Below are 11,945 nucleotides of genomic sequence, written 5' to 3'. Positions count from 1 at the left end.
CGGCTGACAGGTATGCATGGCGTCCCGCTGCCATATCGACGACGCGCGCTTGTGCGCGGCCGTCGGGGTGAGTGGGTCGTTCGGACCGTAGGTCTGGGCGATCGGCCCTGGACCGGGTTGTCCGTGCGGCGGGACGCTGGAACGCAGGTCGAGGCGGGCGAGGTGAATCATGGGTAGTCCGCCAACAGCGAGGCCGGCGGATGCGCCGCCGCGTGACAAAGCCGCTGCAGCGGCCGCGGTGGTCGATGTCGTGGGACTCAGCAAGCGCTACGGGGCCGAGGTGGCGGTCCGGCAGGTGTCGTTCTCGGTCCGGGCGGGCGAGGTATTCGCGTTCCGCGGCCCCAACGGCGCCGGGAAGACCACGACAATCAAGCCCGGAAAGAGCCCGGAGGACCAGGTCCGCGGTGCCGAATGACCGCGGCGAGCACGCCGTGCCCGTCCAGCCCGTCGCTGGGCCCCGGCGCCTGAACCCTCATGACGCCTGTCGGGAGTGATGGCCGATGTCCGGGAGGCGGGAGTTTCAGGTGGGGCGTGGCTTCGGGTGGCAGGAAGGACGTCCTACGGGACCGCGCGCGCTGTGGTGGGTGGTGGCCGTACTCGTTGTGGCGGCCGTGGTCCTGGTCGCCGTCCTGCGGCGGCGTGAACTGGCGCAGGCCTATCACCTCATCGCGGGAGTACGTCCGCTGCCGGTCGCGGTCGCCGTGGTGTGCCAGGCGCTGTCGCTCCTGTGCTTCGCTGCGTTGTACCGCTGGCTGCTCGGGGCCGGTGGGGCCCGCTGGAGCCTGCGGCGCACGACGGCGACTGTCGTGGCCGCCAACGCCGTGGCGGGCGCGTTGCCCGGCGGGGCGGCGTTCTCCGCAGCCTGGGTCTACCGGCAGTTCCGCCGCCGGGGCGCGGAGCAGGTACTCGCGGCCGCTGTCCTGGTGGTGGCCGGCGCGCTGTCGGTACTCGGTCTGGCCGTCCTGCTCGTGGTCGGCGTGGTCGCCGCGGGGCAGGCGGAGTTGCGTACCGTTCTGCTTCCTGTGGCCGGGGCGCTGCTGGTCCTGGGGGCGGCGTTGGCGATCTTCGGAGCATCCCGCTCCTCGGGCTTGCGGAGCGCGATGGGGCGAGCGTGGAGAGGCACCGGTCGGCGTTCCCGCCGCATCCGGCAGGGCCAGGACGCACTCGCGCAGCTGGTCGAACAGGCCCACAGCCTGCAGTCCGGCCTACGGCCCTGGTCGCGTCCCTTCGCGCTCGCGCTGTTGAACTGGGTCTTCGACGTGGCGTGCCTGGCCGCGAGCCTGTGGGCGCTCGGCATCGGCGTGCCCTGGCACAGCCTGCTGCTCGCCTACGTTCTCACCCAGATCCCAGGCAGCCTGCGCCTGACCCCGGGCAGTCTCGGCATCGTGGAGACAAGCCTGTCCGCACTGCTCGTCCTGTACGGTCTTTCGCCCGGCCCGGCGATCGCCGCGACGCTCCTGTACCGGGCCGTCAGCTACTGGGCCCTGCAACCCATCGGCTGGACCAGCTGGCTCGCCATCACCCTCCAGACCGGTGCGTCCCGCTCGCCGCCACGCCACTCGGATCGACGCGGCGACCTCAGCCCATAACGGTTGGAGAACGGTCTCGGGAGACCGACGTGCTCCGACTCAGGTCACTGGATTCCGGTTGCTCTGGTCACCATGCGTTGATGACCGGCGCATGGGGTTCGTGCTGCCTCCAGGCCTCGTTGAGGCGCGAGCCGGTCCGCGGCGGCGATGCCGCGCAAGGAGGCGACCTTGCCGTGGCTGACTTCGAACGTCACGGCGCCCACGACCCGGTCGTCGACCACGGCGAGGACGGCGGGGGAGTCGTTGACCAGCGCGATGTGGATCGAGGGGGAGCCGCCGGCCAGCCGCCGCTTCGCCGGAGTGGGCTTGAAGCCGGCCCGCACGTAGGAGGCGACCCGCTCGGGCGAGTTGTACCGCAGCCGCCGCCTGGCCAGTCCGTAGCCGTGCGAGACCGCGGTCGCATCGTCGGTGAGCATCGCCACCAGCAGTTCGGCGCGCCCCGACGTGGCGACGGCGAGGAACTCCTCGACGATCCGGCGCACGGACGCGGGCTCCACCTCGTCGCTGCTGCGGCGCTCGGCGGTGACCCGGATCCGGGCCCGGTGGACATGCTGTTGGCTCGCGGACTTGGTGATGTCGACGATCCCGGCGATCTCGGCGTGGGGGTACGAGAAGGCCTCGCGCAGGCCGTAAGCGGCTTGCTCGACCGGCGAGAAGCGCTCCATGAGGGTCAGGACGGCCAAGGACACCGATTCGCGCTGCTCGAAGGTTTCGGCCGGACCGAGCATCGGGTCGCCCTCAAGGAGCGGCTCGGGCAGCCAGGCACCGGCCGCTCGCTCGTGGCGCGCCTGCGCCGAGCGGAGCCGGTCGAGGCAGAGATTGGTGACGACCTTGGTCAGCCATGCCTCCGGCAGCTCGATACGTTCACGGTCTGCGGTCTGCCGAAGGTCAGGTGGGCGATGTCCCACCCGGCCCCCTTGAGTACCTCCGACTTGAGCCGCGCGGCGGTCCGGCCGCCCAGGTACAGGACTTCGAGTGGGCGTCCCCATCCACCGTCTCGCACGCGATGTGCCGGCTGATCGATGAGCGCGACGGTCTTACGGTGTTCCAACTGCCAGCCTACGCGCTCGACTTCAACGCCTTCGGCAACCTGCGGTCACTCTGGTCACATGTCAAGGACAGCCTGGCGGGCCTCGCCTGCGGCGCACTCGATCGACTCGACACACTCGTCCGCGACCGTCTCAAACGCCTGCACTACTACTCGAACGTCCTCGACGGCTTCCTCGCGGCCAGCGGCCTCAACTCGGTCAACCGCCGCAGTCACCCTGGAATGCTGAAGTCAGCGATGCGTTCCTGAGGCGCCTGCGCCCTGTTGTCAGCCGCTCGTGCTGTTGCGGGAAGGGGATGGTTCTTCCTCCCTGACGAAGCGGCCATGCCACGTGTGGTACCAGACGTCGCCGGTGGTCGCGTTGACCGAGAGCATGCCGACGATGTGGTCGTCGCGCAGGGTGTGCAGGGTGTAGTAGCCGGGGAACCAGTCGGGTTTCGCGGCGTGCAGGTCCTTGTGGTGGTCGCGCAGCCACCGGTCGGCGATCCGCACGGCTTGCCCGGGTCCGATCTTCGTGGGGCCGGGCTGAGTGCCGGCGGGCATCATGCCGTAGGCGGTGTTCCACATCATGGCCGGGCCGAACTCCAACAGGACCGCGCCGCTGCGTGGGTCGATGAGTACCTCGGTGGCGCCCTTGCTGGAGGAGTCGAGGAGTTGGGCGTAGTACCCGTTGCTGAACTGCATGACCTCACCGACGCGCAGACCCCACCGGTCGGCGAAGCGCCCTGCGGCGCGGTCCGCGTCAGCGAGGTTGCGTATGGGGCCCTGTCGGGACGCCACGCCGCCCGTCATCATCCCCATCCGAGGTCCCCACGACGGGGAGCTGTTGCCCGCGACCCACACGAGCGAGGCGATCAGTGCCGCCACCGAGGCGAGCAGCACGGTCAGCGGCAGCAAGCGCCGGCGGAGCCCGCTCACCGTGGCCTCGGCCGGTGGGCGGTGAGGCGCTCGTGGGCCTCGGTGTACGTGTCCGTGTCGATCTCTCCCGAGGCGTAGCGACGGTCGAGGATCTCCTCCGGGGTCTCCCGGTGCTCGCGGTCTTCCCAGCCGTGGCTGCGACCGGAGGCGCCCCCGGACGGGCCGTGCGTCAGGCGGATCACGGCCCACACGGCGAGGCCGATCAGTGCGATCCACAGCAGGGGCATGAAGGCCATCCAGGCCCAGCCGCCATCCCAGTACATCACCGTGCCCACCTCCACCTGCAAGGTTTCGACCTGTGCCTTTTGTGTTCATGGTGGGCCTCGGCCGGGTGGGGACACCAAGGGCTTTTCGGCTCTGCCTCTGGACCACTCGGCACCTCTTGCCAGCTGGCCTGCATGCCTGTCGCTCACGGGGCGAGGGAGAAGTAGTTCTCCTCTTCCTGGGTGAAGTGCAGGCGTAGCACGGTGTTCAGGCCGTAGAGGCAAGAGCGCAGGTCGTCGAGTTGTCCGGGGGCAAGGCGGCCGTCGGCGCGGGCCAGTTGCAGGTGGGTGGCGATGCGGCGGGAGAGCCGTTCGATCTCGGTGTGGGCGCGGCTCATGGTGGCGGTGGCCTCGGGGCCGCCGAGGGTGGGTGCGAGGGCGGGGTATAGCTCGTGTTCCTCGGCGTGTTCGTGGGGCAACAGGCGTTCGGTGAGCAGCCGGTGGGTCTCTTCGACGGCGGCCAGGGCCGCGGGGCCGGGGGCGTCGGAGAGGCGGTCGGCGGCGGCGCGTACGGCTTCGAGGACGTCCTGGAGCTCGTCGTGTTCGGCGGCGAAGCGGTGGATGAGGGCTTCGGCGGCGGGGGTGATGGCCGGTCGCGTGGCGTGGTCGACGTGCAGGGCGCGCAGGGCGTTGAGGATGACGGCGACGTCGATGCCTTCCTGGAGCAGGGCGCCGGCGGCGGGCGGGAGGAGGCCTGCGGCGGCTGCGGCCATGGCGGCCAGGGACATCAGCATGCCGCCGAGGGCGCTCTGTACGGCGATGCGGCGGGCGCGCCCAGCGATGGTGACGGCGTCGGCGAGGCGGTCGACGCGGTCGGTGGTCAGGACGATGTCGGCGGCCTCGGAGGAGGCGGTGGAGCCGCGGGCGCCCATGGCGACGCCGATGTCGGCGGCGGCGAGGGCGGGGGCGTCGTTGACTCCGTCGCCGACCATGACGGTGATCGCGCGCTCGCGCTCGGCGCGCACGGCGGCGACCTTGTCAGCGGGGCCCAGTTCGGCGCGTACGTCGTCCAGGCCGAGGACGGTGGCGACTTCGTGGGCGGGTGCGGATCGGTCGCCGGTGAGCATCAGCAGCCGTTGGATGCCTGCCGCGCGCAGCAGGCGCAGGGTGCGCGGGGCGTCGTGGCGCAGGGGGTCGCGTAGCAGGACGGCGCCGGCCGGGCGTCCGTCGACGGTGAGCCAGGCGACGGCCGCGCCGTCAAGGAGGGCGCGGTTGTCGACCGCCCTGGCCCAGGTGGGCCGTGCGTCCGCGGGGCCGAGGCGGCCGATGGAGACCCGGTGTCCGTCCACGGTGCCGGTGGCGCCGCGGCCGGGTTCCTCGGTGACGTCGGAGGGGACCGACAGCTGCAGCCTGCGTTCCCGGGCGGTGTCGACGATGGCCTGGGCGAGGACATGGGGCGAGTACTGGTCGAGTGAGGCGGCCAGGCGGAGGGCTTCTTTGGGGGTGAGGCCTGGGGCTGCGGTGACGTCGAGGACGCGGGGGCGGCCGCGGGTGAGGGTTCCGGTCTTGTCCAGCAGGCAGGTGCGGGCGCGGCCGAGGTTCTCCAGTGCGCCGCCGTCGCGGATGACCACGCCGAGGCGGGAGGCACGGGAGAGTCCGGAGACGATGGCGACCGGGGCGGCCAGCAGCAGAGGACAGGGGGTGGCGACCACCAGGACGGCTACCGCGCGTACAGCGGAGCCGCTGATCAGCCAGGCCAGGCCGGCCACGGAGAGGGACAGGGGGAAGAACCAGGCGGCGTAGTGGTCGGCCAGCCGTACGACGGGCGCGGACTCGGCCCCAGCCTGCTGGGCCAGACGCACGATCCCGGCATAGGTGCTGTCCTGCTCGGTGGCGGTGGCGCGCAGCTCGAAGGCGCCGCCCGCGTTGACCACGCCACTGCGCACCATCTCGTCCCGAGCCCGCTCGACCTGGAGGGGCTCCCCGGTCAGCACGGACTCGTCGAGCACAGCGGCGACGCTCTCCACGCGGCCGTCGACGGGAACCACCTCACCGGGGCCGACGACGAGAAGGTCGCCGGCAGTGACCTCGGCCAGTGGCACCGTGGCCACCCCGGCGTCGGTGCGGCGGCGTGCGGAACGGGGCGCACGTTCCAGCAAGGTACGCAGGTCGTGGGAGGCACGGCGCTGGGCCGCGGCCTCCAGCGTGCGGCCGGTGGCCAGCATCAGCGCGATCAGGGCACCGGCCAGGTACTCGTGAACGGCCAGGGTACCGGCGAGCGCGAGGACGGCGATAAGGTCCACGCCCGCGTGCCCGTGCCGTAGCGCGGACAGCACCCATGCCACCGCGGGAACGACAGCCGACAGGGTGCCCAGCCCCCAGAAGCGGTCAGCGAGGCTGCCGTCACCGATGAGCCAGGCAATGCCGCCGCTGGTCAGGGCCGCTGCGGTGACGGTCAGGAGGACGGGTTCGAGCCGAGGGGACACCACCGCTGCGGACAGGCGACGCAGCCCTGCTGTGTGAGGAGAGCGGTGGTTCATGGGGTACCTCGGTCCGTCCGGCCCGGCGACCCTGGGGGCGGTCTCTAGCCATGACACCGTGCCGCCGGCCGCGGGTGGCAGGGGACGTCCGGCCCTCCTTCAGGGCCGGACAGCCGGTGCGCGCGTGTGCTCGTCATCGTTGTCCCCGGTCGGTGCGGAGGCGGAGGAGGGGGCGGTCGGCGACGGCTCGGCAGGCGGCCAAGGCGGGGAAGCCGTCAGCCACGGTGGGCAGCCCTGAATGGCAAGGGGTCGCATGGGCGGGCGCCGCGGGCGGCCAGGTAGGCGAGCCTCTGTGCTGTCTCACTCAGCCCGCGGGCCGATCGGGGGAGTGGGATGACGAGGGCCGGGACGATCCAGCAGCCCTGCACCTCATCGAGCTGAGGCTTCACCACCCGGTCGTCCTTGACCCGCGGCAGGGAGCCGGACAGGCCCACGAGGGTTGGCGACAGCGAGTTCCGCCACACGCCTGACTCGGCGGTGAACCGGCTCAAACCACCTGCCAGGACGTGCCGGCGTTCGGCACCCTTCGACCTTCCGCCGACGCGTATCGACACGGTGTGGGTGTCTGCGGGTTCGATCAGGCGGCTGTCCAGCTCCACGGTGGCCTCAGTCCGCCAGGTCGACTCCGCATTCCATGTCAAGCCGGTCCGGCGGTTCTGCCAGCGAATCGGACCCCGGCCGGCACGACCTCGCTGCTGTCTATCGGTGGTGCGGTGGGTGGGGCGGCGGTGACGGGATAGTGGCCGTGCTGGGTGCGGCCTCGGGCCAGACCAGCAGGACGGGGCAGGGAGCATGGTCGACGATGAAGCGGCTGGCGTGGCCGAGGCTGCGGGGGCCGAGGCGGGTGTGGTCTCCGTCGCGGGCGAGAATGAGCAGGTCGGCGCCTTCAGCAGCGGCCACGACCTCTCGTTCGACTGGGCCGGAACGCTCCGTCCTGGTGCACGGGCGGCCCAACCGCTCGGCCGCGGCGGTCAGGAGCTGTTCGCCGGCGGCAGCGGCCAGGTGTTCCACCGTGGTGCCGGGGTCGCGGTCGGGGCGTGCGCGGCCCAGCAGTGAGGCGTAGGCGCCGTGGGCGGCGCCGGGAAGTTCTGGGCCGGTGACGTGCAGGAGCACGATGTCGGTGCCCTCGGGCGTGTGGGTGCGGGCCGCGTCGACACAGGCGGGCCAGGTGCCCTCGACGATCCAGGCGATGACGGTCACGGTGCTCAGCCTCCGATCATGTGGAGTGAGGCCCACAGTGCCACCACCGCGAGCCCCAGGGCGGGGGGCACGGCGAGCAGACCGAGGCGGGTGAACTCGCCCAACTGGACGTCGGTGTCGTGCTGGCGCACGATACGCCGCCACAGCAGCGTGGCCAGGGAGCCGGCGTAGGTGAGGTTCGGGCCGATGTTCACCCCCAGCAGCACCGCGAGGACCGCTCCGGAGCCGGTGGGAGCGGTCAGTGGCAGCAACACCAGAATGGCGGGCAGGTTGTTGATGACGTTGGCCAGCACGGCGGCCAGTGCCGCGAGGGCCAGGAGGGCCGGCAGGGAGGTGCCGCTCGGGATGAGGTGTCCCAGTGCGCCCGCGAGTCCGTTGTCGACCACCGTACGGACCACGATGCCCAGCGCCAGGACGAACGCGAGGAACGGCACCGCCGCGGCGCGGACGATCGTAGAAGGGGTGGTGCGGCGCTGGGCCAGTGCGCGGCCGACGAGTACGACCGCGCCCGCCGCTGCCGCCCACGCCGGGTTGATCCCCAGGGCCGAGGTCAGGACGAACCCGGCCAGCGTGCACACGACGATGGCCAGGGCGAACACCGGTACCTCGCGAGGCTCGGCGGCCCGCGGGGCCCGGGCTCCTGCAGCCAGGTCGGTGGCGAAGAACCGCCGGATGACCGCGTACTCAGCGCCGATGGCGACCAGCCAGGGCAAGGCCATCAGGGCCGCGAAGCGCGTGAAGCTCACTCCGCTCGCGGCGAAGGCGAGCAGGTTGGTGAGGTTGGAGACCGGCAGCAGCAGGGAGGCCGTGTTGGACAGGTGGGTGCAGGCGTAGACGTGTGGCTTCGGGCGGGCGCCGAGCCGGGCGGCGGTGGCGAAGACCACCGGGGTGAGCAGCACCACGGTGGCGTCCAGGCTGAGCACCGCGGTGATCAGCGAGGCGACAACGAACACCTGGACCAGAAGCCGACGGGGACGCCCGGCCGCGGTGCGGGCCATCCAGGCTCCGCAGGCATGGAACAGGCCCTCGTCATCGCACAGTTGGGCCAGGACGAGGACGGCCGCGAGGAAGCCGATCACCGGTCCCAGCCGCGACGCCTCGGCCGCCGCGTGGTCCCAGGAGATCGCGCCGGTGGCGACGACCACCCCGGCGGCCGGGATGGCGACGACGGCTTCCGGCCAGCCCCACGGACGGATCACCGCACAGGCCAGCACCGCCACCAGCAGGGCGACGGAGAGCACTTCTGCGAGCGAGGCGTTCAGGGCTATGGCCTTTCCGTGGGAGGACCCGTCAGTGGTCGGCGGAGAAGATCTCGCGTACCTCGCGGACGGCGTAGTAGACGAGCACGTAACCGGCGGCCGGGTCGGCCCACCACCAGCCGACGGCAGTGTTCAGGGCGAGACCGAGCAGGACGGCGGCGGCCAGCAGCCCGTCGATGAGGGTGACCCGGCCTTCGGTCTTGAGGACCGGGTTGTCCAGGGCGGCGCCAGCGCGGGCCTTGCCCGCGGCGAGGGCGAACATCACGGCGGCGGTGACGGCGGTCCAGCCGATGCCCAGCGGCGAGTGGCGCGGGTGGTAGCAGGCGACGAGCACCCACGTGGACTGCACCAGCAGGTAGACGGCGAGCCCGGCGAAGCCGACGCCGATCAGCTTCAGCGCCCGGCGCCGGCGGTCCTCGCCGGTACCCGACAGCTCCCATACAACGACGGTGGACGCACCGATCTCGATCAGGGAGTCCAGGCCGAACCCGGCGAGTGCGACAGACCGGGCAGAGATCGCCGCGATGGCGAGCACCACGATGCCGACAACGTTCCAGGCGAGGGTGATGTACTCCAGGGTGAAACCCCGGCGGAGCAGGGCTGCTGCGCGCTCGGTCTTGTCCATAGTCACCGCCCGAGTCTCCCAGACCGCGTCACGGCCCCCTGACCGGGCATCTGGTCCTGCGCTGCTTCGGCGTTGCGGCGAGCCGTGTCACTCTCGGCGAGGCCGAGGTAGACGACGGTGACCGATAGGGGTTCGCCTTTGTTCCCTCGCGGAGAGCTACTGAATGCTCAGGATGGCCACGGCTTCGCGCTCCGGATCGGCGGCGAGGGCTGGGCTGTCGGTGACGCCGAGGCGGGAAGCGTTCGACGTGGTAGAGGGCTTTGGCGAGGAGTTCGGCGACGTGGTTGTCGTAGAGGGAATACACCACGGAGCGGCCTTTGCGGGTGCCGACCACCAGGCCGAGGTTGCGCAGCAGACGCAGCTGGTGGGAGCAGGCGGACTGCTCCATGCGGACCTCGGTGACGGCGAGGGAGCCCTCGCGCAGCCGGACAAGGATCAGCAGCCACGAGGGGGTGGCCGGGGCCCGCAAGGTGGTGGCGACGCGTGTGGCATGGGCCGCGTCCAGGCGCGCACGTCACCCTGCGGGAGGTGCGTTGTCGTCAGGAGCGGGCAGGCCGCGACCTTAACGACTTCTTGATGCTCTGCTGTCCCGTCCTTGACGTACAGTCATGCTCCGGTGTGCCGGGAAGTCTGGTCGGCGTTGCAGTCCCCTTTCGTTCCATCAACCGGGAAGCCCGACCGCTGTGAAGATCACGCCTCCGCCCGCCCCCGCCGGACTCTCCGACGCCGCCCACCAGGCCGGGTGGCGTGCGCTGCTGCATGCCCGCCCGGTGCTGCTGGTCGCGTTCGCGTTCGCGGTGATGGCAGACCCCGTCTCCTCGGTCGCCTACGCGATCGAGGCCGCGCTGCGTGCCCTGCACGGCGACCTCGGCCTGCTGCTGCCCACCATGGGCCTGGTCGTCGGCTTGATCGCACTGGTCATCGTCAATTACCACCAGCTCGTCGCCCGCTACCCGCAAGGCGGCGGGGCCGCCGCGGCGGCCGGGGAGGCGTTCGGCGAGGCATGGGCGTTCGTGCCGATCGGGGCGCTGATCGTGGACTTCGTGCTGACCATCGCGATCAGCTCCGCCGCCGGCGCCTCCGCGATCATCGCCTACCTGCCCGCCGCGGCCCCCTGGCGTATTCCCCTCGCGCTCGCACTCACCGCGCTGGTGGCCGGGATGACCTGGTTCGGGCACCTGGGCCGGGCCGTCTTCGCCCTCATGACGCTGGCGTTCATCGCCGTCACCGCCGCCGTCCTGACCGGCGGACTGACCGCCCCGGTCCACCCCACCGGGACCATCACCCACAGCACCGGGCACTGGGCGCCGCTCGCGGTCGCCGTCGCCTTCCCCGTCGCCATGGCCCTGGCCACCGGCGTCGAGGCCCCCTCCTCCGCGATCGCCCAGCTCGGACAGCTCGACGACGCCGGGCGGCGCCGCTTCGGCCGCATCACCCTGTGGCTGACACTGCTCCTGGTCGGCGGCATCACCCTCGGCCTCACCGCCGAGGCCGTCCACCTCAAGATCGGCATCCCCCGTCCGGACAGCACTCAGATCGCCGACCTCGCCGACCACGCCGCCCCCGGCGCCCTGTACGGCGTCTTCCAGCTGCTGACCGCACTGCTGCTCCTGTCCGCAGCCTCCTCCTCGTTCGCCGCCGGCCCCGGACTGCTCAAGGCACTGGCACGCCACCACCGCCCCGACGGCCACCAGGCGGGAATCCTCCCGGCGGTGTGGGGCCGCACCAACAGCCACCACACCCCCTACTGGGGCGTCGTTCTCTTCCTCGCCGTCTCCGGCGTGGTGATCGTCGCAGCCGGCGGAGACGACCAACGCCTGGTCCTCTTCTACGCCGTCTCCGTGTTCATGGCCTTCATTGCCGGACTGGTCGCCATGACCCGCTTCTCCCTGCGCGAAGGAAAGTTCGGCCACGCGACGGTCAACCTGATCGGCGCCCTTGCCGTCGGCTTCGTCCTGCTGGTCAACCTCTCCCGCGGCGAGCCGATCGCCTCGCTCGTCGCCGCCCTGGCCATCGCCGTGCTGCTGTACCGCATGTGGGTCAAGGCCGGACGCCCCCGCGGCATCCGCGACGCCGCCGCCGAAGCCGAAACCGGCTGACCCTGGAGGGCTTTCCGATGGAAGCGGTCCGCCCGGTGCTGCTGGAGCCGAACGCACCCAGTCCGGATCGGCTCCACCTGGCCTGGCATTTCGTCGCACACGGCAAGACCTCCGTCTGGATCAACCGCCGACTCGCAGTGCCACCCAAGGCGGTCCGCGTACTGATCGACGCCGCTCGCCAGCGAAGCTGACCTTCTACCAGGACACTGCGCCGACGCCTGCCATCGGCTAGGCCCAGCCGTCGTCGATCGTCCCGTCCGTACGGCGCAGGCTCATCGAGACTTCGCCGACCACATGGGACGTGCCCCACCTCCGAGCAGCAAGAACGGGAGGCAGAGTCCCCGGTCTGGACCAGCTGACCGCGAGCGGATCATCTCCGCCGCCTCCTGCACGACCGATTGCCTGGCACCGATGGTCCAGGTACTCGACGAAGCCTTCGGCATCGACTTGCGGCCTGCTGACCA

At 71.4% G+C, this 11,945-nt stretch carries 11 protein-coding genes and 2 pseudogenes; 4 read left to right on the top strand and 9 right to left on the bottom strand.

What is annotated here, in order from left to right:
* Window positions 1-250 precede the first annotated feature (250 nt).
* Together AB0L75_RS14675 and AB0L75_RS14670 are read left to right on the top strand one after the other, a co-directional pair.
* On the top strand, window positions 251-415 hold the full coding sequence (locus AB0L75_RS14675; protein ID WP_365180516.1) for an ATP-binding cassette domain-containing protein: 165 nt from the start codon (window positions 251-253) through the stop codon (window positions 413-415).
* A 172-nt stretch (window positions 416-587) separates the two neighbouring features.
* Window positions 588-1,589, top strand: coding sequence for a lysylphosphatidylglycerol synthase transmembrane domain-containing protein (locus AB0L75_RS14670; RefSeq protein WP_365180513.1), 1,002 nt, complete (start codon window positions 588-590; stop codon window positions 1,587-1,589).
* Window positions 1,590-1,656: 67 nt separating this feature from the next.
* On the opposite strand, the pseudogene AB0L75_RS14665 reads toward AB0L75_RS14670, so the two are convergent.
* A pseudogene (locus AB0L75_RS14665) lies at window positions 1,657-2,476 on the bottom strand (sigma factor-like helix-turn-helix DNA-binding protein); the annotation flags it as partial.
* A gap of 155 nt (window positions 2,477-2,631) precedes the next feature.
* Between AB0L75_RS14665 and AB0L75_RS14660 the strand changes: the two are divergent.
* The gene (locus AB0L75_RS14660) at window positions 2,632-2,886 is read left to right on the top strand and encodes a transposase (protein WP_365180510.1); all 255 of its coding nucleotides are present in this window, start codon (window positions 2,632-2,634) and stop codon (window positions 2,884-2,886) included.
* 18 nt (window positions 2,887-2,904) lie between these two features.
* On the opposite strand, the gene AB0L75_RS14655 is transcribed toward AB0L75_RS14660, so the two are convergent.
* The 8 genes and pseudogenes from AB0L75_RS14655 to AB0L75_RS14620 form a co-directional block, all read right to left on the bottom strand.
* On the bottom strand, window positions 2,905-3,555 hold the full coding sequence (locus AB0L75_RS14655) for a hypothetical protein (protein ID WP_365180507.1): 651 nt from the start codon (window positions 3,553-3,555) through the stop codon (window positions 2,905-2,907).
* Entirely contained in the window at window positions 3,552-3,821 is a 270-nt protein-coding gene (locus tag AB0L75_RS14650; protein ID WP_365180504.1) for an SHOCT domain-containing protein, read from the bottom strand. The genes AB0L75_RS14655 and AB0L75_RS14650 overlap by 4 nt, the downstream gene beginning before the upstream one ends.
* A gap of 143 nt (window positions 3,822-3,964) precedes the next feature.
* Window positions 3,965-6,298: a heavy metal translocating P-type ATPase gene (locus tag AB0L75_RS14645; protein ID WP_365180501.1), complete on the bottom strand. Its 2,334-nt coding sequence runs from the start codon at window positions 6,296-6,298 to the stop codon at window positions 3,965-3,967.
* Window positions 6,299-6,513: 215 nt separating this feature from the next.
* Window positions 6,514-6,897, bottom strand: a complete 384-nt coding sequence (locus tag AB0L75_RS14640; RefSeq protein ID WP_365180497.1) for a hypothetical protein — start codon at window positions 6,895-6,897, stop codon at window positions 6,514-6,516.
* A 100-nt stretch (window positions 6,898-6,997) separates the two neighbouring features.
* Window positions 6,998-7,498, bottom strand: a complete 501-nt coding sequence (locus tag AB0L75_RS14635; RefSeq protein WP_365180494.1) for a universal stress protein — start codon at window positions 7,496-7,498, stop codon at window positions 6,998-7,000.
* Between the two features lie 5 nt (window positions 7,499-7,503).
* Complete coding sequence (locus AB0L75_RS14630; protein ID WP_365180640.1) at window positions 7,504-8,760, bottom strand: arsenic transporter; 1,257 nt, start codon at window positions 8,758-8,760, stop codon at window positions 7,504-7,506.
* 28 nt (window positions 8,761-8,788) lie between these two features.
* Window positions 8,789-9,382 (bottom strand): cation transporter, encoded by a 594-nt coding sequence (locus AB0L75_RS14625; RefSeq protein WP_365180637.1) that lies wholly within the window; start codon window positions 9,380-9,382, stop codon window positions 8,789-8,791.
* Between the two features lie 156 nt (window positions 9,383-9,538).
* Window positions 9,539-9,887 (bottom strand): annotated as a pseudogene (locus tag AB0L75_RS14620) (metalloregulator ArsR/SmtB family transcription factor).
* Between the two features lie 178 nt (window positions 9,888-10,065).
* Here AB0L75_RS14620 and AB0L75_RS14615 point away from each other — a divergent pair.
* Window positions 10,066-11,481, top strand: coding sequence for an amino acid permease (locus tag AB0L75_RS14615; protein WP_365180492.1), 1,416 nt, complete (start codon window positions 10,066-10,068; stop codon window positions 11,479-11,481).
* Window positions 11,482-11,945 lie beyond the last annotated feature (464 nt).

The sequence above is a fragment of the Streptomyces sp. NPDC052101 genome, from assembly GCF_040680235.1.
GTDB lineage: Bacteria > Actinomycetota > Actinomycetes > Streptomycetales > Streptomycetaceae > Streptomyces.
Note: the sequence above shows the minus strand (reverse complement) of the source record. Positions and strands in the feature narration are given on the sequence as shown.